We start from the raw sequence: 20,961 nt of genomic DNA, 5'->3' as shown, positions 1-20,961 counted from the left end.
CACCCAAGGCAAGCAGGAAAAAAGCTTCGCCGATGATGTCCGGGCGCAAGCCATCCACGCCGTTTTGTGGTCCCGGCAAGGCCTGGTGCAACAGGTCGGCCAAAGTCCAGGGATCCCCTGCCAGGGGCAGATTCAAGGCATCTTTCTCCGTTTGCGCTAACCGGAAAGCAGTATCGCTGTCCACACCACCACACACGGTCACGAACGCCGCCAAATGGTTGAGAAGAATCCCCTGCCCTTTGTCCTGCGCAAAACCGGCAATCCGCTTCATCTCCCGTTGGGCAAGACGAATCGCCAACTCCGTGCGGGTCCTGGGCAGGTCCTCCTGCTCTGCCAGCAACTGCCCGGCCATCATGGCAAACAGCGGCTCCCCACGCCACTCCGGGGCCTCGGGAGGCAGTTGCGGTGCCGTGGGGTGTTGGACACCAGATTGTTGCAGCATCCGGATTAAAATTTCATCTCCCTTGGCGGAAGAAAGCATTGCCAATGGTATCGGTCGGAGTGGATCAAACAAGTCCTGCACATCCTCATCTCCCCAACTGCCAGAACCCAACAAGGTTTGCCACCAGCCAGACCCCTCCTCGGCTACCCGCTCCAACAACAAAATCCGCAATGGAATCAATTTTTTCGTCACCGGTGTTTCCATCCGGAATGAAGCCAGACGGGTCAGCCACTGCTGAATAATCCGGGCATGTTGGGCAGCATAATCAATCACGGCCAGGGTTGGCCGGGACCACCCGTTTTCATTTTGCCGCACCAATTCCGCCAAAGACTCACCCTGCAAAAATCCGGTATGCCATCCCGACTCTTCCACCACTTGGCCCAACTCCAGGGCCAGACGGGTCTTGCCGCGCCCGGCACCCCCAGTCAAGACCCGCACCGTGATCGGTTTTTCCCCATTCAACCAGCCATACAAATCCTGCAACTTCCCTTCCCGACCGATTAGCGGCAAAAACCGCGCCTGGGGCTTCAGACGTTGCACACCCTGGGCATTTTGCAAGGTCTTGAAGGGGGAAAGGGGCAGTTTTTTTTCAAAAAAATCCTGTATTTTCTTGAGTGGCTCCAACTTTTCAATGATTGCCGCAACAGTTTCCGCCATCCGCTCCGGATCGACCAACAGACCCTGAAGATCAGACATTTTCCAGAGACGGCTTCGCTCGCCAAAAAAATCCTCGACAGATTGGATCGGCGGCATCAAGGCCGGAACCATGATTATTTTTTCAAGCCGTTGCTTTCTGGCCAACAGGATGGCCGCTTCATCGGCAACCCAGACAGACCCTTTTGCATCGACAGATCCCTTTGCCTCCCCGGAAAGCAGCAAAACCGCCCCGTGGCAATCGTGAATGGCGGCATCGATCTGATCGACAAAACTCTCCCCAACCGGAATGTCATACCGGTCCAGAAATGTGTCAAACCCTTTTTCTTCCAGGGATTTTTTCAGCAAATCGCCAAGTTGCACGGAAAGATTGGAACGGGTGCAATAGCTGATGAATATTTTGGGAATGAATGAATATTTTGGCGTGTATGACGGGAGCATGGGGAGTATCACGAGCCGATCCATGTTGGCACGAACAAAACCACCTCCCTCATCCTGCCAAAAACTCCCCCGAATGACAAGATTTTTTATGGATTGAATACTTGATTTTTACCGGGAATATGTTACAGGTTTACAAAAGCCCCTTTTTCCTGCCAGCCCGTACCAGCAATCGAGACCCCTGCATGACCAATCGCCTGGGCAACGCCGCCAGTCCCTACCTGCTCCAACATGCCCACAATCCGGTGGACTGGTTTCCCTGGGGAGATGAAGCCCTCGAAAAAGCCCGCAGAGAACAAAAACTGATCCTGGTCTCCATCGGCTATGCCGCCTGCCACTGGTGCCACGTCATGGAGCGGGAAAGTTTCACCCAGGCCAAAGTGGGAGAAATTCTCAATCGCTCCTATGTCAGCATCAAGGTGGACCGCGAAGAACGCCCGGATGTGGATGCCCATTTCATGGAACGGCTCGTGGCCCTGACCGGACAGGGTGGCTGGCCCCTCAACATGTTCTTGACCCCGGACCTGCAACCCCTCCACGGCGGGACCTATTTTCCGCCTGAACCGCGTGCGGGACGCCCCGGTTTTACCCAGGTGCTTGAATGGCTGGCCGAACGGTGGGCCAACGACCGGACCGCCTTGCAGCAGGAACAACAAAACATGCTGCACCACCTGGAACAAAGCCTGCCCCTGCCCCGATTCGGCCCGAATTCCCACCCCCATCTGCCATCCGGTGCCTGGCAACAAGAGACCCTGGAGTATTGGCAAGACCGGATGGACCCCGTTTTTGGTGGCCTGGGCATCCAACCCAAATTTCCCCAACCGGTGATCCTCTCGTTCCTGCTCCGGCAAGCCGTCCAGCAACAAGACCAGGAGTTGCAGGAACAACTGCTGCAAACCCTGGATCAAATGGCAGCAGGTGGCATCCGCGATCAACTGGGCGGAGCCTTTCACCGCTACGCCGTGGACCGCCAATGGCTGGTGCCCCACTTTGAAATCATGCTGTATGACAATGCCCTGCTGGCCCGTCTCTACCTGGAAGCCTGGCAGGCCTGGGGCTACGCCCGCCATGCCCATGTGGCACGCGGTATCTTGCAGGCCATGGTGCGGGATTTTCGCCTGCCGGACGGCGGCTACATATCCTCCCTGGATGCCGACAGCGCTAACGAAAATAACCAATCGGTCGAAGGTTATTACTACACTTGGCTCCCGGAAGAGCTGGTCGCGGAACTCGGTGCCCAGGACGCCCAATCCATCATCACCCACTACCTGACCCAGCCACGCGGCCTGGCAGAAGGTCGCTTTACCCTGCGCCTCGGCACGGATATCACCCAACTCGATACCGTGGAACATACCCTGGCCCCCCTGCGCCACAGACTGTTCCAACTCCGGAGCCAACGCCCGCCCCCCGCCCGGGATGACAAGGTGCTGACCTCCTGGAATGGCCTGCTCCTGTCAGCCCTGGCCCTGGGTGGCACCCTGCTGGCCGATCCAGACCTCCTCCAACAGGCCCGCAACCTGGCCGAACACCTGTTGCAGGTCCCCTGGCAACAAGGCCACCTGGTCCACTGTCGCCGGCAAGGCGTGATGAACGAAGCCTGCTTCCTGGAAGATCATGCCTACCTGCTCCAGGGAGTCCTGGATCTCTATGAAGCGGATTACGCCCCACGCTGGCTGACAGCCGCCGAATCTCTGGCCGAAACCCTCGAAGCGCGCTTTGCCACCCATCCGGATCTGCCCTGGGTCATGACCCCCGTGGAAACCACCACGCCCCTGCCATCCCGCATGGAGCTGGATGATGGTGTCCTCCCCTCGCCCAATGCTGCCGCCCTGGTCGGCTTGTCCCGTCTGGCCCTGTTGACCGGGCGAGAAGCCTGGCAGGAACGCTGCACCCGCATCCGCAACAACCTGGCGCTCTATCTCGCCCGCCAACCCGCCGGTGGCGCAGAGTTGTCACGGGCCTGGGCGCTGGCACCCGAACAGGCCGTGATCGTGGAAATTGTGGGAGCCTGGGAAGATCCCCGCACCCAGGCCCTGCTGACAGCGGCTGCCCGCCATGCCCTCCCGGGAATGGTGCGCCGTTGGCAACCAACCACTGCCCCTTTGCCAAAAACGCTGCATCTGGCCACCATCCCGCCGGATGATGCCCCGAAAGCCTATGTTTGCAGCCATTGTCAGTGTCAGCAACCAGTCACCCTGCCCGCCGGGTTGATTGCGCTTCTGGAACCGAAATACTCTTCGACCTCATGACCCGCCAAATCGCAAACAATCAACCAGATCAGTGAATGAAAAGATCCTCCGGGGCTTTGGCATCCAAGGTGCGTAAAGTCCACCCCTCCAGTTCCTCCAAGGTGGCGTGAACCAGTTTTTCTTCAATCCAACCAGGAATTTCAGGACCGAATTTTTTTTGTAACAGAGAACGAAGAATCATACTGACTTCATTGCGGCGACCTTTTAAAATACCTTCTTTTTTTCCCTCCTTTTTACCTTTTTTCTTACCCTCTTTTATACCCTCCCGCTTGGAATCCCGAATCAGTTTTTGTTTGTACTCCTGAAGACCGTGAAACATAGCTTTTATCTCCAATAAATCTTCCGGCATATGAACTATCCTTGTTTTATCTTGATATCTTGCCAACTCCCTCCGCAGCAATTCAACAAACAAATTTTGCAGGGGTTGGAAATCTGGATAAGTCTTGAACCAGGCAACCAGTTCATCAACGATTTTGGTGATTTTTTCTGGATCAGGAACCTGCTCCAGACGAAACAGCATGGCTGTCAGGGAGTGATATTTTTTTAATTGTTCTTCCGAAAATTGCCTCTCGTCCAGAAGAATATATTGCATGGTGGGCTGATATTTCCACAAAATCGAATCTTCCGGTAGGCCGATCAACTGATTTGTGCTTGTCGGGGCACGCCAGGGGCGCGGACCATTGTGGATGACGACAGGCAGTATGGGAGGCAACAGGTCACCGGCTTGCAGTTTTTCCTCCTGGATCAACTGCTGATACAAGAGGCCGGAATAAACCTGAAAACGCACCGACATCCACCAGGCAACTTTGGATTGAAACTCCAGGATCAAAAAAATGTAGAGATTGGCACCAGAGCGGGTGGGAATTTTCCAGATGATGTCCGAGGTCCGGTGTTCTCCGGTCTCGGCATGAAACTTGACATTTTTGCGCTCCAACCGGGACAGATCCAGTTCAATCAGAATTTCCAGTGGCAAAAAATGCCGCAAAAGGTCAACCATCATGATGGGATGAGAAAAAATGCGGTGATAGATGGAGTCGTGGTCGGTCATGGCTGGATCCATGCTGTCTCTTGGTTTACCATGAAAGTGGGTACGGTCAGATATACCATGCCTGCAAGCCGGAATGGAATTCCTTCTTCTCCACATTATATAAATTTTTTGGCAGTCAGGGGTATTCTGGAAATTTTTCCATGTCAAATGTCGGACCGGTCTGGATCGGGCCGGACCGCAACAAAGGCGTGTCGATGAAAATTCGCGAGATTCCCTACAATTACACCTCGTTTTCCGACCGGGAGGTGGTCATTCGTCTCCTGGGCGAAAAAATGTGGGAACATCTCGACAAGCTCCGCTCCAAAAGAAATACCGGTCGTTCGGCACACATGTTGTTTGAGGTCCTGGGGGATCTCTGGGTCGTCTCCCGCAACCCCTACCTGCAAGATGATCTGGGAGCCAATCCCAGGCGTCTGGAAAATCTGCTGGAAGCCTTGCGAACCCGCCTGCGGCAAATCGAGGCCAGGGCCGGTGGCAATCCCCTCGTCGAACAACTGGCCCGCCAAAGCTGGCTGGCCGTCAAAACCTTTGCCGATGGTTTTGCCGATCTGCAACGCTTTCGCAAAGAGACACTGCACCGCCTGGGTCCCCCCATCACCCGCCGGGACAATATTGATTTCAGCGGCCTGGGCCGGGTGGCGCATGTGACCGATGCCACCGACTGGCGCGTGGAATACCCCGCCGTGGTGCTGCTGCCGGACCGGGAAGAGGAAATCCTTCCCCTGGTGCGCGGCTGCATCGAACTTGGCCTGACCATCATTCCCCGGGGCGGAGGTACCGGATATTCCGGCTCCGGCATTCCCCTGCATGCCAAGACAGCCGTCATCAATACGGAAAAACTCGACCGGATCGGACCGGTGATGCACGTGCATCTGGAGGGTCGGCAGGAAAAGGTTGCAACCGTGACGGTCGGGGCCGGGGCTGTGACCCGCCAGGTGGCCATGGCCGCCGAAGCCGCCGGATACGTGTTTGCCGTCGATCCCACATCGCAACAAGCCTCCACCATCGGCGGCAACATTGCCATGAATGCCGGCGGCAAAAAAGCCGTGTTGTGGGGCACCACCCTGGACAACCTCCTCTCCTGGCGCATGGTGATGCCGGATGGCAACTGGCTGCGGGTGACCCGTCTCGATCACAACCTGCGCCGGATTCATGACCAGCCGCAAGCCAGGTTCCGCCTGGTGCGCCTCGCCGATGACGGCACGACAGAGACCGGCGAAGCCGAAATCCTGACCCTCCAAGCCTCGGAAATCCGCAAACCCGGCCTGGGCAAGGATGTCACCAATAAATATCTGGGTGGATTGCCGGGCGTCCAGAAAGAAGGGTGTGACGGCATCGTCACCGATGCCACCTTTGTCTTGCACCGCATGCCGGCCCAAAAACGTACTGTCTGTCTGGAATTTTATGGCACCGATCTCGGCGTGGCCGTCCATGCCATCGTCGAAGTCAAAAACTATCTGGACAGACATCCCGACGTGGTCTGCGCCGGTCTGGAACACCTTGACGAACGCTATGTCCGGGCCGTTGGCTACACCCCCAAGGCCCCGCGTGGTGTCCGCCCCAAAATGCTGCTCCTGGCCGACCTGGCCGGAGAGGATGCCGAACAGGTCGATGCCGCAGCAGCCCACATCGTGCAACTGGCCATGGACCGGGAAGGGGCCGGCTTCATCGCCAGCAGCCCCGAGGATCGGGCAGGATTCTGGGCCGACCGGTCACGGGTGGCCGCCATCGCCGCCCATACCAACGCCTTCAAAATCAACGAAGACGTGGTCATCCCCCTGGAACGCCTGGCAGAATACAGCCGGGGAATCGAACGCATCAACATCGAACAATCCATCCAGAACAAGCTGCATATCGTCCAGGCCGTCGTGCTGTTTCTGGAAGGGGACCGCTTGGCGCGTCTCCTGCCGACCCGCCTGGAAAACAATACGGAAAGCCACGCCATCCTCGCCGGCCAGATCAAGGCGGCCATCGATATTCTGGAGGAAGTCCGACAACGTTGGCAGGCCTGCCTGGATGGGCTGGACCGTCCCGCCGATGATCCGGCTCTTCCCGCCAGACTGTTTCCCCCGGATCGTCCCCGCTCCCATGAACTTGTGATCCAATTGTTGTTGCGCAAGGAACTGTCGATTTCCTACCGCCGGGAGGTGGAACGCCCCCTGAAACATGTATTCAGCGGCGAGTTCTGGAGCGCCGTGCGCCAGGAACTGGATGCCATCCATGCAGGGGGCCGTTCCAGCCGTCTCTTCGTGGCCCTGCACATGCACGCCGGGGATGGTAATGTCCATACCAACATTCCGGTCAACTCCAACGATTATGCCATGCTCGGTGAGGCCGACCGGATCGTGGATCGCATCATGGTTCTCGCCCGGGAGCTGGGAGGGGTAATTTCCGGCGAACATGGCATCGGTTTGACCAAATTCAAATACATGGATCCGGATAAAATTGCTGCGTTCGCCCGCTACAAGGCCCGGGTCGATCCACAGGGCCATTTCAATCGCGGCAAGCTGCTGGCCGGCGGTGGTCTGGAGCAGGCCTATACCCCGTCGCTGCGACTCGTGCAGCAGGAAGCCCTGATTCTGCGTGAAAGTGACCTGGGAGCCTTGAATGACGATGTGCGCAACTGCCTGCGCTGCGGCAAATGCAAACCGGTCTGCACCACCCATGTGCCGCGTGCCCTGCTGCTCTTTTCGCCTCGCAACAAAATCCTGGCCACCGGCCTGATCATCGAGGCGTTTCTCTATGAAGAACAAACCAGACGGGGCATCTCCATCCACCACTTCGATGCCCTGAACGATCTGGCCGATCATTGCACGATCTGTCATCGGTGCCGGGTGCCCTGTCCGGTTCATATCGATTTTGGCCGGGTGACCATTCGCATGCGGGAGGTACTCCAGCACCAGAATCGCAAACGCAACTCCCTGGCCGGATCCCTGGCCTTGAAATTTTTGACCCTGACCGATGCCAAGAGTATTTATTGGACCCGGCAAACCTTTTTGAAATGGGGATATGCCAGTCAGCGTCTGGCATATCGTTCATGGCAACGGTTGCAACCCGCCCGGGCCAGGGAATTGCCCCCGGCCACGATCAATCCTCCGCATCTCGCAGCCCGGGTGACGCATCTGCTCAGCACCCCGCTGCCTGACCGCCTGCCGCGCTACCCCCTGCGGCATTGGTTGGGCATCGACGATTCGGAAGCCATCCCCCTGCTGCGCAACCCGGCCCGGATGGATGAGCGTTCCCCGGCGGTCTTCTATTTTCCGGGTTGTGGCTGCGAACGTCTGTTCAGTGACATTTCCCTGGCTGTCCTGGCGTTGCTGTTTCATCATGGTGTCCAGGTGGTGTTGCCGCCCCGTTATACCTGCTGCGGATTTCCCCAGAATGCCGCCGGCAATCCGCTTCTGGGCCGGCGGATCAGCACCGGCAACCGGGTGTTGTTCCACCGCCTGGCCAATGCCCTGAACTATTTGTCGATCAAGGAAGTCCTGCTCTCCTGCGGCACCTGTCTGACCCAATTGCACACCTACGAGTTTGACCGGATCTTTCCCGGTTGCCGCCTCATGGATTGTCATGAATATTTGCTGGAAAAAGGGTGGTCGCTCAACGTGCCATCCGCCGGAAAACCGGCAGGAATTCCATTATTGTTTCATGATCCCTGTCATTCACCCACCCGTCTGCTCTCTGGACCCAGGGTGGTGGAAGGTTTGTTGGGGGAAAAATGCTTTGCCTCGGAACGGTGTTGCGGCGAGGCCGGAACCTTTGCCGTGCATCGACCCGATGTGGCCACCCAGACCCGATATGGCAAGCAGGAAAGTTTGCAACGCTCCCTGGCCGAAGCCATCGTCGCTCCGATCCCGGATGGCAAATCGGTACCACAAGACCTCGCTTACCGGGCAGCGGCAGGCCAATCAGGACCGGCAGCCCTGCTGTTGACCACCTGCCCCTCTTGTCTGCAAGGCCTTTCCCGGTATACTGCCTCCCTGCCGCTTCAGGTGGAATTTCTGGCCGTGGAACTGGCCAGACGGCAGTTGGGTCCTCAGTGGCGTGAAACCTTTGTCCAACAGGTTCGCCAAGGTGGTATTGAACGGGTCCTTCTTTGAGGGTGAAACAGTTTTTCATACACTTTTTCAGGATGTTGTCTCATGATCCATGCCTCTTCCGCTTCCCGGGTGACCCGTCTCACGGAGTATGGCCCGCCGCCATTTCTCGTCGAGCAGGTTCATCTGACCGTGCATCTGGATGTTGACCCGGTTCTGGTGCAGGCCAGGTTGGCCATCCGCCGCAATCCGGTGGCGACGCCGACGCCGGATCTGCTTCTGGATGGCCAGGAGTTGGAGATGGTCGCCTTGCGTCTGGATGGACGGGAACCGGCGGCGGGGAGCTGGATGATCGATGCCGCTGGCAATCTGCTCCTGCGCCAGGTACCGGACCGGTTCATCCTGGAGGTGGAAAACCGTATCCATCCGGCCCGAAACACCTCTTTGGAGGGGTTGTATCTTTCCAATGGCCGGTTTTGCACCCAATGCGAGGCCGAAGGGTTTCGCAAGATTACCTGGTATCTGGACCGTCCGGATGTATTGGCACGTTTTACGGTGACCCTGGTGGCCCCTTGCCGGGGTTATCCGGTGTTGCTGGCCAACGGCAACCGGATTGCCCAGGGTCTGCTGGAAGGGGAGCGCCATTATGCCACCTGGGAGGATCCCTTTCCCAAACCATCGTATCTGTTTGCCATGGTGGCGGGGGATCTGGCGCAAATTTCCGGGGAGTTTACCACCCGTTCCGGGCGGCGGGTTGCCCTGCACTTCTACACCGAAGCCGAAAATGCCGACCGCTGCGATCACGCCCTTTCTGCCTTGAAAAAGGCCATGGCCTGGGATGAAATCCGTTTTGGTCGCGAATATGACCTGGATGTCTACATGATTGTGGCGGTCAATGATTTCAATATGGGCGCGATGGAAAACAAGGGGTTGAACATATTCAACTCCCAGTATGTCCTGGCCAAACCCTCCACGGCCACCGATGAGGATTTCCAGGCCATCGAAAGCGTTATCGCTCACGAATATTTTCACAACTGGACCGGCAACCGCATCACCTGCCGGGACTGGTTTCAGTTGAGTTTGAAAGAGGGGTTGACGGTTTTTCGTGACCAGGAGTTTTCTGCGGATATTCTTTCCCGGGGGGTGCAGAGGATCAAGGATGTCCGTCTGTTGCGCACCGTGCAGTTTGCCGAGGACAGCGGCCCGACCGCCCATCCGGTACAACCCGACACCTATATCGAAATCAATAATTTTTACACGACGACCATCTACAATAAAGGGGCCGAGGTGGTGCGCATGCTCCACACCCTTTTGGGGGAGGCGGATTTTCGGCGGGGCATGGATCTTTATTTTGCCCGGCATGACGGGCAGGCGGTGACGGTGGATGATTTTGTCCGGGCCATGGAGGAGGCATCACAGCGGGATTTCAGCCAGTTTCGGCTCTGGTACCGGCAGGCCGGCACCCCTATCGTGCGTGCGGCCATGGAATATTCAGTCACCACTGGCATGACCACCCTGACCCTGAGCCAGGAGACCGCACCCACGCCGGGGCAACCCGACAAGAAACCCCTGCATATTCCCGTGCGTGTGGCTTTATTGGGGACAACGGGAGAACATTTGCCCCTGCAAGACAATCATTCCGCCCCAGCCCCCCTTGAGATGGTTCTGGAGTTGCGGGAAGCACGGCAGGCGTTTCATTTTGTCGGTCAAGCGGGTCTGGAGCAACGCCCGGTGGTGTCGATTTTGCGGGGATTTTCGGCTCCTGTGCGTCTGGAGATGGCCCGCACCGATGCGGAACTGGCATTCTTGTGGGCCAGGGATACCGACCCCTTCAATCGCTGGGATGCCGGTCAGGAGCTTCTGGAGCGGTGGTTGTTTCGCTGGATCGGTCAATACCGGCAGGAGAGTCGGCCCTCTTTGGTCGGTGATGGGGCGTTGCGAGCGGCTTTTCTGGCCACCCTGAACGATCCAGGTCTGGATCCCGCCATGCGTGCCCTGGCCCTGACCTTGCCAGGGGAAAAATATGTGTTGGATCGGATGGAGCAGGCCAATCCGGATGTGGTGCATGCGGTCCGGGAATTTTTGCGGCGGGATCTGGCGGAGCATCTGGCACCGGATTTATTGCGGCTGTATCAACGCATGGTCGTAGAAACGACCGGGGCGGATGGCTTGGCCGCAGAAACGACCGGGGCGAACGGTCATCACGATGAGTCGCCACTGGCAGCCGGTCGGCGCGCCCTGAAAAACATGGCCCTTGCCACCCTGGCGGCTGCCGACCAGCCCGAATGGTACCGGCTTTGTGAGCAACAGTACCACGCCAGCCACAACATGACCGACCGGATGGCAGCCCTGAACGTGCTGGTTCAGGCTGGAGCCACGCAGGCCGAGGCAGTTCTAGATGATTTCTATCAGCAGTGGCGGGATGATTTTCTGGTCACCAACAAATGGCTGACTTTGCAGGCTTCGGCACCTTTGGCTGAGACATTTGAGCGGGTGTTGGCCCTGACGCGCCATCCGGTATTCAACCCAAACAATCCCAACCGGGTTCGTGCCCTGATCGGGGGATTTGCGAATGGCAATCCTTATTGTTTCCATCACCCTTCGGGGCAGGGTTACCGTTTTCTCGGAGAGTGGATCATGCGCCTGGACCGGAGCAATTCGCAGATTGCGGCCCGTTTGCTGACGCCATTCAATCGTTGGCGATTTTTTGAACCCGGGCGCTCGGAACGCATGCGGGAGGTGTTGCAACAGATTGCCGAACAGGCGACTCTTTCCCGCGATGTCGGCGAGATGGTCGGTAAAATCCTGGCCTGACCTGGCATTTTTGTTGCGCAACGGGGTGAGTCGTGGGAAAATCGTCGCGGGGCTGTCTGTCAGGGTTCGTTTCAACATCGATAAGGAATTTTTGGATCCAACATGGGCACATCCGTTCACACCCAACCAGGTTCACCTTCTGCCGAGAGTGAGCCATCCCGTCTCAACGAGCGGATTCGTTTCATCACGGATCTGACCTTGCGCACGGATGGGGGCGTGACCATCATCGGTTATACCAAGGATGTCAGTCTGAGCGGGGCTTTTTTATACACAGAGGCTTCCCTGGAGGGAATCACGCAGGGCGAAAGCGGGGTCGCCGCCGTGACCGTCCAGGAGGGGGAACACCAGTATAACATGGTTTTTCCGTGCATTGTGGCCCGGGTGACTCCCCAGGGCCTGGGTCTGCACTTCGACGAACCCGATGCCGAAGAGGAAACCAAACCTCCCATCGTCATCGAAGAGAGTGCCAGTGAACTCCATGACGAAGGCCAGGATGAATTCTTGCTTCCTCCCACATCATGACCGGTAGTTCTCTCCGGCTTCAAAACAAAACAAACCTGGCCCCCGTGCCGGAAGATTTATTGGAGGTCAAAACCATGTTCCACGGTTTGGATGAGTACAAACAAAAACTGATCCAGGATTCCTGGCAAAAAGGGATAGATGATGGTAGAAAGAAAGGTATAGAAGAAGGTAAAAAAGAAGGAAAAAAAGAGCAGGCAATCATAATTCTTCGGTACCTTTTTGAAAAAAAATTCAGTTCTGGAGTCCCAGGTTGGATTGAGGAAAAACTGGTCCATGCCACCCTGGAGGAATTGGAGGGTTGGACCTTACGCACCTGGGATGCCCAATCACCGGAAGAGCTTTTCACGCACTGATTTTTCAATTTTCCAGCCTTGACGGGCTTTTTTCACTTGTCAGGCACTTGGTTCGGCGATGGTCGGGGTTTTGTAAGAATAAACTTGACATGTTTTTCCGGCAAAAACCCGGCAGGCAATGCATAAAATGCTTAAATATTCATTCATACCCAAAATTTTCATCAGCTATTGCACCCGTTCCACACTCTCTGGGCAACTCGGCGATGAGTTGAAAAAACGCCTGGCAGAAAACGGGTTTGTCGCATTCCTGGACCGGGATGACCTTCGGATTGGGGAGAATTTTGTCGATCAGATCAAAGCCTCTCTCCATGACTGCCACGGGGCCGTTTTGCTTCTTTCCGGGGAGGCAAAAGGATCTGTCGAGACAAAAGGATCTGTCTGGGTTGCCGATGAAGCGTCCATCCTGATGACCAGGCAGCAACAGTTGAAAAATCTCATGATTGTACCGGTGGTGATGCCGCCGATCCAATCTGTTGAGGATTTTTTTGCTGGGCGAAGCGAACTGTGGGATATTTCCAAATTTCAGGGAGTTGTTGTTGATCCCGGAGAAGTAATTGAATCTGTTGACAAGATTATTGAATTATTCAAACCACTCAAAAAAAAGTGGGATTTTTTTGGAAATAAACTCCCCCTCTCCCCCTTTGCCACCCTGGAAAATACCCAGGGCGTGCAACGTTTGGATCCCCGGGCGCGATTTTTGCCTCTGATCGGGCGAGAGGGGGAGTTGAGGGATTTATATGGCTGGCTGGATGGGGAAAAACCGGTTTCGGTACGTGCCTTGATTGGTGGTGCCGGGCGCGGCAAGACCCGGCTGGCCATGGAGTTGGGCCAGTTGGTGGAACAGTGGGGATGGCATGCCGGGTTTTTGCCGAGTGAGTCTTTGGAGACGTTGGTGGTCCAGCAGGCAGAGAGCGGGTGGTCCTGTCCGACGCTGGCCGTGATTGATTATGCCGCACCCCAGGCGGCAACCATTCATCGATGGTTGAAACAGTTGGTGTCGCACCAGAAGCAACGTCCGGTGACTGGGAAACAAATTCCGTTGCGGATCTTGTTGTTGGAGCGGGTGGTCGAAGAGGGATCCGGCTGGTGGCAAACCTTGCTGGGTTCTGGCAGTTGGAAGGATACGGATGTGCAGGGCTTGTTGGATCCGCCAGAACCGGTACGTTTGGAAATGCTTTCCCCTGCCAAGGGGGAAGAAATATTGTCTTTGATGCTGCATCAATCTGGTGTGTCGGAGCCTATGCCATTGCAGCTGCCTCCCGAGGCACCGGAATGGCGGGGGGAGCCGCTCTTTGCCATGATGGCCGGGCAGTTGTTGGCGGAACATGAAGACCTGCCTGCCACCCGGGATGCGTTAGCGCTGCGTCTGGCCAAGCGGGAGACGAACCGCATTGCCGGTTTTGCGCATGATCAGGAGCAGGGAATCCTTCTCAACCATTTGGCGGCATTTGTGACCTTGTGTGGTGGTTTGGACATCGTTACGGTTCGCAAGTTAGCGCAAACGGAAAGTGAGGCCTTGGGTCTGCCCTCGGTGGGGAATCCCAGAACCCTGGCCGACCTGTTGCACCAGGCCTTGCCGGGACCACAAAATAGCGTGGATGGCTTGCGCCCGGACATCATCGGCGAAGCGTTGATCCTGCTGGCCCTGGGTGGTGGTGACCATGCGGATAGTCTGGCAGCCGTGCAACGTGCCTTTTCCGTGGCTGCCAATAAATGTATCTCCTCCCTGGTTCGCTGTGGCCAGGACTTCATCTATGTCGGGCATCAGGAACCCCTCGCCTGGCTCGGCATCTTGATTGAAAATCCGAACATTTCCCTGGATATGCTGTGGAGTATTGACGAAGAGTTGCCCCTCAACAGCCTTGGCCTGGATGCCTTTGCGGCCAAGTTGCGGCAGAATTTATTGGATCGTTGCAGAGCGTTGGTTTCGAAAGACAAAACCAACGAAAATTTCCTGTCCAGGCAAGCACTGGCGGCCAATAACCTGTCGGTTTCCCTGGCCAACCTTGGCGAGCGCGAGGCGTCGTTTGCAGCGATTGAGGAAGCGGTCCAGATACGGCGTGAATTGTCTGCGCGTCGTCCTGACGCCTTTTTGCCGGATTTGGCCATGTCGCTCAACAACCTGTCCAACAGATTGAGTGCCCTTGGCCGGCGTGATGCGGCACTGGAAGCTGCTGAGGAAGCGGTGACGACGCTGGCACCGTTTTTTTTTGAAATTACCGAAGGCTTATGAGTCGGTGATGAGGAAGAATGTGAATAATTACAATAAGAGGTTACAGGAGTGTGGATGTGAGCCAAAAACTAATATTGTGCCAATATTAGAAGAAATCAAAAAACTCCTGCCCCGGTAGAATATCCATTCCAGACCTGTTTCACGTGCAACACCATAGTGACCCGTTGATCGGGGCCTGATCCAGGTCAGCAATCTGCGAGATGCTCCTGAAACCATGATGCCAACTCCTCCTCTCCCATGGTACCCTGAGCCAGGGAGAGGAAAGCACGGTATTTCTCCGCGCCCGGCGCAACCAACTGCTTGCCATTCATGCGCAGAAACAGCAGACAAACCACATAAGCGACGCGCTTGTTGCCATCCACGAACGGATGGTTGCGGGCCATGCCGAAAGCATAGCTTGCGGCCAGTTCCGCCAGCGTCGGGGGTGGATCGCCGTAGGCCTGCCGGTTGACCGGGCGGGCCAGGGCGGATTCCAGCAGGCCTTCGTCACGCAGTCCCCCGCTGCCACCATGTTCCACCAACTGGCGCTTGTGGATGGCGAGTACCACATCTTTGCCGATCCAGACGGGCGCATCCATCGGTCATTCGGCCAGCTTGCGCAGAACGTCACGTTCCTCGCGCATGATCTCCTCGGCCAGGTCCATCTGCCAGGCAAATTCCGGATCATAGGGAGTCAGTTCGATACCTCCCCTGGTTTCCAGCACGTACAGGGCATCGCCCTTCTCGACCCGGAGTCTGGCAAGAATCTCCTTGGGAAGCACGACACCGGTGGAATTGCCGATGGATGTCAAACGCAACATCGTCATTCAAAGCCCTCCTCTGGCCTGATTATAACGAACGTAAGAACGCATCTCCACTCTTTTCCAGCAATTCTCAATGCGCATGGATCTCAATTGAGACTGTGATTCCAAAAAAACGTCACAAAGCGGTTAGAAGAGACAATAGAAACAAGAGTATCCGTAACAAAACAAAACCGCCCGGAAATTCCGGGCGGTTGTCTCGGCACGACCAAAAAACCCAAACCGACTGGGATCAGACGGAGTAGTACATCTCGAACTCCAACGGATGCGGCGTGTGTTCGATTCTGTAGACCTCTTCCATCTTCAGATCGATCCAGGCATCGATCAAATCGTCGCTGAACACATCCCCTTTTTTGAGAAACTCCCGGTTGGCACTCAGTTCCGCCAGGGCCTCACGCAAGGATCCACACACCGTGGGAATGTTTTTCAACTCCTCGGGGGGCAAGTCATAGAGATTCTTGTCAATGGGGCTGCCGGGATCAAGCCGGTTTTCAATGCCATCCAGGCCGGCCATCAACAGGGCGGAAAAGGCCAGGTAGGGATTGGCACAGGGATCCGGAAAACGAATTTCGCAACGCTTGCCCTTGGGGCTGTTGGTGGCGGGAATCCGAATGCTCGCCGAACGGTTGCGGGCCGAATGGGCCAACAAAACCGGGGCCTCAAAACCCGGAATCAACCGCTTGTAGGAGTTCGTCGAAGGATTGGTGAAGGCATTCAGGGATTTGGCGTGCTTTTTGATGCCGCCGATGAAATGCAGGGCCATCTCCGACAAATCTGCATACTGGTTGCCAAAAAACAGCGGCTTGCCATCCTTCCAGATGGACATGTGGGTGTGCATGCCGGAACCATTGTCGCCCGACAAAGGCTTGGGCATGAAAGTGACCGTCCGCCCATGCTGATGCGCCACGTTGTGGACGACATATTTGTAAATCTGCACGCTGTCGGCCATCTGCAACATGGGTCCAAATCGCATGTCGATTTCACACTGACCCGCCGTTGCCACTTCATGATGATGGAATTCGATGGTCAGACCCATCTCTTCCATGACCGTGGACATTTCGGAACGAATGTCCTGCATGGAGTCCACGGGCGCAACCGGGAAATAGCCCCCCTTGACCAAAGGCCGGTGACCCCGGTTGCCCTCTTCATAGTCCGTATTCGTATTCCAGGCCCCCTCGATGGAGTCGATAAAGTGCGAACAATGGTTGATGCCGGAACCAAACCGCACCGAATCGAACATGAAAAATTCGACTTCCGGCCCGCAGTAGATGGTATCCCCAATGCCGGTATACTGGAGGTAGGATTGCGCCCGCTTGACCACCGCCCGTGGATCGCGGGTATACCCTTCACCCGTGAAGGGATCAACAACGTCGCAAATCAATATCAGGGTGGGAGCCTCGGTAAAAGGATCCAACTGGGCCGTGGCGGCATCCGGCAAAAACACCATGTCGGATTGGTGAATGGCACACCAGCCGGCAATGGACGACCCGTCAAAACCAAAACCAGACTCGAACACCTCTTCCCCGACCCGACCCGCCGGGGCCGTGATGTGCTGCCATTTTCCCTTGAAATCCGTGAACCGGAAATCCACGAACTCCACCTCGTTGCCCTTCATCATCTCAAGGACCTTGCGAACCTGCTCCTGATCAGCCATCGATCAATCACTCCTTCCACACGCTTGGGGTTATGCAATAATCACCGGCCACTCCCGGTAACAACAGTTGCAGTCGGGAATTGCCCATGGCAAGGCCACACCGCCTTTGGCTTTACCCCTGGACATTCAGGACATTCAGGCTGACAATCCCGGCCTGGATAAAAGATGCAGCGCTTGTCTGCAAAGTGACTTGAATACGACCGGCCTCTTTTCATATCATGCGGCTCTTCTCCGCAGAAAGGAACCTGGACAAAAAAACCTGGAACAGGTTAAATCCGGTCGCCTGCCAAATCGCAACGTGCATGCCAACCAGAGCCAACGAACCGTCAAGGCAGGATTTTCCGGAATTTCCAACAGGACAATGCCCGGAGAGTGACCAGGGGTTGAGGAGGGTTTGCATATTTTTTAATCAGTTCCCAGGCTGAATGATGAAAAATTCACCACACGCATGACTCTTTTTTATTCACTTGCCATCAATCCAATGTTGCAACCAGTACGCTGATCCCCTCTCCTCTTGAATTCCGTGGACGCAATTGTAAATGAACCAGCGAGCGGGAACACGGAAGAAACGGATGGCGACGGAAGGAGCCGCAAATGTCGGAAAACATGATTGAAATATTAGAACTGACCCGTTACTACGGCCTGAATCGGGTCCTGGACCAGATCAGCCTGAACGTCAAACGTGGCGAAGTGATGGGATTTCTGGGTCCCAATGGTGCCGGCAAGACGACCACCATGCGCATCCTGGTGGGCCTGTTGGCCCCCACCGAAGGGAGCATTCGCATCGCCGGCCTGGATGCCCTGGAAAAACCCGAAGCCGCCCGTGCCAGAATCGGGTTTTTGCCGGAAAGCCCCCCCATTTATGATGACATGACGGTGCGGGAATACCTGGGATATCTGGCAACCCTGCGCGGGGTCGCCACCAGTCAGCGCAAGAGCGCCGTGGAACGGGCCATGACCCACTGCGGCCTGACCGACATGGCCGACCGTCTGCTGGCCCACCTCTCCAAGGGCTATCGCCAGCGGGCCGGCATCGCCCAGGCGATTGTCCACTCCCCGGATGTCGTGATTCTCGATGAACCCACCGCCGGCCTGGATCCGCTCCAGATCCGGGAAATCCGCCATCTGATCCGCACCCTGGGCGGGGAACACTCGGTGCTGCTCTCCACCCACATCCTGCCGGAAGTTCAGATGACCTGCGACCGGGTGGCCCTGATCCATCGGGGCAGGATTGTCGTCGAAGATACCCTGGCCGGACTGGAACAACGCAGTCAAAACAAATCCCGATTGGCCGTGCGCTGGGGCAATCCCCCGGATGAAAAAAATATTCTGGCCATTCCGGGCATCGCCACGGCCACTTTTGCGGATGGACTCTGGCACCTCTCTCCTGCCGAACAGGCCGATCCCATACCCGAACTGGTCAAACGCTCCGTGGCCAACAACTGGGATTTGCGTGAACTGACCCCTGATTCCCACTCCCTGGAAGATATTTTCATCCAACTGACCCAGGCCGATTCGAGTCCCAACACAGCAGCAGAGGTAAGCCCATGAAAGCGATCTGGACCATTGCCGTGCGCGAATGGCGCGCCATGTTTCTTTCGCCTCTGGCCTGGACCCTTCTGGCGGTCCTGTTTGCCATATGTGCCTACATGTTTGGCACCCTGGTGCAGCAATACCTGCTCAGGCAACTGCAATTTCAGGCCTACGGGCAGGGTATGGGGGGGGGAGGCCTGCCCCTGGCCGAGTTTACCGTGACGCCCCTGCTCGGCAATGCCAGCGTCCTGCTGCTGCTCATCATTCCCCTGATCAGCATGCGCCTGATCGCCGATGAAAAACGCCGGGGAACCTGGCCCGCCCTGGCCACCTCGCCCCTGTCGCCCATGCAGATCGTGCTGGGCAAATATCTGGGTCTGCTCCTCTTCCTGGGCGTGACGGTCCTGCTGATCGGTCTGCTGCCGGCCACGCTCTTCATCTATGGCCATCCCGATCCGGGACAGTTTTTTGCGGCCATGCTCGGCCTGTTCATGGTGACAGCCACCTTCGGGGCCATCGGCGTGGGGGCATCCAGTGCCACGGACAATCCCGTCGTGGCTGCCGTGCTGACCTTTGGTGCCCTGCTGTTTCTGTGGATCGTCGGCTGGCTTTCGGATCCCGGTGCCGGAGGCACCATCTCCATCCTGGGCTACGCTTCCCTGATCGATCACTATGAAAAATTTCTCCAGGGCATCGTCAGTACCGCCGATCTGGCCTATTTTGTCATCGTCTCGATTGCCGGTTTGACGTTTGCCCGGCAACGCCTGATGGCACAACGGGTCGAAGGATTCTGATCTGACGAGGAGGGAACCAACCATGAAAATGAATCGTTCAACCCGTTTGAACCTGCGCACCCAGAACCTGATCACCGGCCTGTTGCTGACCGTTCTGTTCGTCATGGCCGCCTACGCCACCAACCGCTATCCAAAACAGTGGGATTTGACTAAAAATCAACGCCATACCCTCGCCGAACAATCGGTCAAGGCAATCCAGACCTTCGACAAGGGTCTGGCAGCCCTGGTGTTCATCCAGGAAGAGAAGGAGCGCCGGCACGACATTGCCGAGCTGTTGGAAAAATACCGGACGATCAACGCCAAATTGACCATCGAGTACATCGATCCGAACAGCAATCCGGCCCTGACCCGCAAGGAAGGGATCGCCACCAACGGCACCATTCTGCTGCGGTCGAACAACAAGACCGAAAAAATCACCGAAATCACCGAGGAAGCCGTCACCAATGCCCTGATCCGTCTCCAGAAAGGCACGGTCAAAACCGTGCGTTTCCTGACCGGGCACGGGGAACATGCCCTCAAGGGAGAGGATCGGGCCTCCTATCTGGGCATCGAGCAAATCCTGCGTGGCGAAGGGTATCAGATCGAGGAGCTGAACCTGGTCAATGTGGAGGCCGTGCCGGCGGACACCACGGTCGTCGTGATGGCCGGTCCCCGCAAACCCCTGCTCCCCATGGAGGTGGAACGCCTGGAAAAATGGCTGACCGCCGGCAAGGGCAGAATTCTGGTCATGCGCGATCCGCGCACCCAGACCGGCCTGGAAAATTATCTCATGAAACAGAACATTCTTTTCCAGGATGGCATTGTTCTGGACCCCATTTCCCGCCTGTTGGGGGGTGGTCCGACCACGCCCGTCATCACCCAATACGACCCCAGCCACAGCATCACCAAGGGGATGACCATGCCCGCGCTTCTGGCCGAAGCCTGTGGCATCAGCATGGATCCGGCCAACACCCCCAATGGACCGGTCCGGACCCGACTGCTGGCCGGAGCGGATCGCGGCTGGCTGAAAACCGGCGACATCACCTCCGAAAAGGTGGAGTTTGAACCGGACAAGGATTTGAAAGGTCCCATCTGGATGGGGGTGGCCGTCCAGGAGAAGGATTTCCGTCTGGTGGCCATCGGCGATTCCGATTTTGCCAGCAATGCCTACATCCAGTATTCCGGCAACGACACCCTGTTCCTGAACATTGTGCGCTGGTTGGCCGAAGACGAGAGCTTCATTGCCATCAAGCCCAAAAAGAACACCGACTCCGGATTGGCCATCCCCGGACATGCGACCCAATACCTGTTTCTGGGTATCGTGTTTGGCATTCCCCTGCTTCTGGCCGGGACCGGCATCACAATCTGGACCAGACGCAAAAAGAGATGAAAAAATGAAGATATGGCAAGC

At 56.7% G+C, this 20,961-nt stretch carries 15 protein-coding genes; 10 read left to right on the top strand and 5 right to left on the bottom strand.

The window, feature by feature from the left end; all coding sequences use genetic code 11:
* Positions 1–1,537, bottom strand: a 1,537-nt coding sequence (locus HQL65_02665) for a toll/interleukin-1 receptor domain-containing protein (GenBank protein MBF0135115.1), incomplete at its 3' end; no start/stop codon positions are given.
* Between the two features lie 182 nt (positions 1,538–1,719).
* Between HQL65_02665 and HQL65_02660 the strand changes: the two genes are divergently transcribed.
* A complete protein-coding gene (locus tag HQL65_02660; GenBank protein ID MBF0135114.1) occupies positions 1,720–3,783 on the top strand; it encodes a thioredoxin domain-containing protein in 2,064 nt (687 codons plus the stop codon).
* Between the two features lie 28 nt (positions 3,784–3,811).
* Here HQL65_02660 and HQL65_02655 read toward each other — a convergent pair whose 3' ends face one another.
* Positions 3,812–4,831 (bottom strand): Rpn family recombination-promoting nuclease/putative transposase, encoded by a 1,020-nt coding sequence (locus HQL65_02655; protein MBF0135113.1) that lies wholly within the window; start codon positions 4,829–4,831, stop codon positions 3,812–3,814.
* A gap of 140 nt (positions 4,832–4,971) precedes the next feature.
* On the opposite strand from HQL65_02655, the gene HQL65_02650 reads away from it, so the two are divergent.
* From HQL65_02650 to HQL65_02630, 5 genes are all read left to right on the top strand, one after another.
* On the top strand, positions 4,972–8,931 hold the full coding sequence (locus tag HQL65_02650; protein MBF0135112.1) for a DUF3683 domain-containing protein: 3,960 nt from the start codon (positions 4,972–4,974) through the stop codon (positions 8,929–8,931).
* Between the two features lie 42 nt (positions 8,932–8,973).
* Positions 8,974–11,682 carry an aminopeptidase N gene (gene pepN, locus HQL65_02645; protein MBF0135111.1) on the top strand — a complete coding sequence of 903 codons (2,709 nt, stop codon included), beginning with the start codon at positions 8,974–8,976 and terminating at the stop codon, positions 11,680–11,682.
* Between the two features lie 102 nt (positions 11,683–11,784).
* Complete coding sequence (locus tag HQL65_02640; protein ID MBF0135110.1) at positions 11,785–12,204, top strand: PilZ domain-containing protein; 420 nt, start codon at positions 11,785–11,787, stop codon at positions 12,202–12,204.
* 74 nt (positions 12,205–12,278) lie between these two features.
* Positions 12,279–12,557: a hypothetical protein gene (locus tag HQL65_02635; protein MBF0135109.1), complete on the top strand. Its 279-nt coding sequence runs from the start codon at positions 12,279–12,281 to the stop codon at positions 12,555–12,557.
* Between the two features lie 406 nt (positions 12,558–12,963).
* Entirely contained in the window at positions 12,964–14,790 is a 1,827-nt protein-coding gene (locus HQL65_02630; protein ID MBF0135108.1) for a tetratricopeptide repeat protein, read from the top strand.
* Positions 14,791–14,975: 185 nt separating this feature from the next.
* On the opposite strand, the gene HQL65_02625 is transcribed toward HQL65_02630, so the two are convergent.
* From HQL65_02625 to glnA, 3 genes are all read right to left on the bottom strand, one after another.
* Entirely contained in the window at positions 14,976–15,368 is a 393-nt protein-coding gene (locus HQL65_02625) for a type II toxin-antitoxin system death-on-curing family toxin (GenBank protein ID MBF0135107.1), read from the bottom strand.
* 3 nt (positions 15,369–15,371) lie between these two features.
* Positions 15,372–15,596 (bottom strand): AbrB/MazE/SpoVT family DNA-binding domain-containing protein, encoded by a 225-nt coding sequence (locus HQL65_02620; GenBank protein MBF0135106.1) that lies wholly within the window; start codon positions 15,594–15,596, stop codon positions 15,372–15,374.
* Between the two features lie 226 nt (positions 15,597–15,822).
* Entirely contained in the window at positions 15,823–17,244 is a 1,422-nt protein-coding gene (gene glnA / locus HQL65_02615) for a type I glutamate--ammonia ligase (GenBank protein ID MBF0135105.1), read from the bottom strand.
* 67 nt (positions 17,245–17,311) lie between these two features.
* Between glnA and HQL65_02610 the strand changes: the two genes are divergently transcribed.
* From HQL65_02610 to HQL65_02595, 4 genes are all read left to right on the top strand, one after another.
* Complete coding sequence (locus HQL65_02610; protein ID MBF0135104.1) at positions 17,312–17,620, top strand: hypothetical protein; 309 nt, start codon at positions 17,312–17,314, stop codon at positions 17,618–17,620.
* 218 nt (positions 17,621–17,838) lie between these two features.
* Positions 17,839–18,795, top strand: a complete 957-nt coding sequence (locus HQL65_02605; GenBank protein MBF0135103.1) for an ABC transporter ATP-binding protein — start codon at positions 17,839–17,841, stop codon at positions 18,793–18,795.
* A complete protein-coding gene (locus HQL65_02600) occupies positions 18,792–19,571 on the top strand; it encodes an ABC transporter permease subunit (GenBank protein ID MBF0135102.1) in 780 nt (259 codons plus the stop codon). The genes HQL65_02605 and HQL65_02600 overlap by 4 nt, the downstream gene beginning before the upstream one ends.
* 22 nt (positions 19,572–19,593) lie before the next feature.
* Entirely contained in the window at positions 19,594–20,940 is a 1,347-nt protein-coding gene (locus tag HQL65_02595; protein MBF0135101.1) for a GldG family protein, read from the top strand.
* Positions 20,941–20,961 lie beyond the last annotated feature (21 nt).

It is taken from the genome of Magnetococcales bacterium, from assembly GCA_015228935.1.
Classification (GTDB): domain Bacteria; phylum Pseudomonadota; class Magnetococcia; order Magnetococcales; family DC0425bin3; genus HA3dbin3.
This window is presented reverse-complemented; position numbering and strand designations above follow the sequence as displayed.

Excerpts from the sequence above, each read along its gene's own strand:
- HQL65_02660 (MBF0135114.1), top strand. The coding sequence starts at position 1,720 with ATGACCAATCGCCTGGGCAACGCCGCCAGTCCCTACCTGCTCCAACAT.
- HQL65_02655 (MBF0135113.1), bottom strand. The coding sequence starts at position 4,831 with ATGACCGACCACGACTCCATCTATCACCGCATTTTTTCTCATCCCATC.
- HQL65_02650 (MBF0135112.1), top strand. The coding sequence starts at position 4,972 with ATGTCAAATGTCGGACCGGTCTGGATCGGGCCGGACCGCAACAAAGGC.
- pepN (MBF0135111.1), top strand. The coding sequence starts at position 8,974 with ATGATCCATGCCTCTTCCGCTTCCCGGGTGACCCGTCTCACGGAGTAT.
- HQL65_02640 (MBF0135110.1), top strand. The coding sequence starts at position 11,785 with ATGGGCACATCCGTTCACACCCAACCAGGTTCACCTTCTGCCGAGAGT.
- HQL65_02635 (MBF0135109.1), top strand. The coding sequence starts at position 12,279 with ATGTTCCACGGTTTGGATGAGTACAAACAAAAACTGATCCAGGATTCC.
- HQL65_02630 (MBF0135108.1), top strand. The coding sequence starts at position 12,964 with ATGACCAGGCAGCAACAGTTGAAAAATCTCATGATTGTACCGGTGGTG.
- HQL65_02625 (MBF0135107.1), bottom strand. The coding sequence starts at position 15,368 with ATGGATGCGCCCGTCTGGATCGGCAAAGATGTGGTACTCGCCATCCAC.
- HQL65_02620 (MBF0135106.1), bottom strand. The coding sequence starts at position 15,596 with ATGACGATGTTGCGTTTGACATCCATCGGCAATTCCACCGGTGTCGTG.
- glnA (MBF0135105.1), bottom strand. The coding sequence starts at position 17,244 with ATGGCTGATCAGGAGCAGGTTCGCAAGGTCCTTGAGATGATGAAGGGC.
- HQL65_02605 (MBF0135103.1), top strand. The coding sequence starts at position 17,839 with ATGTCGGAAAACATGATTGAAATATTAGAACTGACCCGTTACTACGGC.
- HQL65_02600 (MBF0135102.1), top strand. The coding sequence starts at position 18,792 with ATGAAAGCGATCTGGACCATTGCCGTGCGCGAATGGCGCGCCATGTTT.
- HQL65_02595 (MBF0135101.1), top strand. The coding sequence starts at position 19,594 with ATGAAAATGAATCGTTCAACCCGTTTGAACCTGCGCACCCAGAACCTG.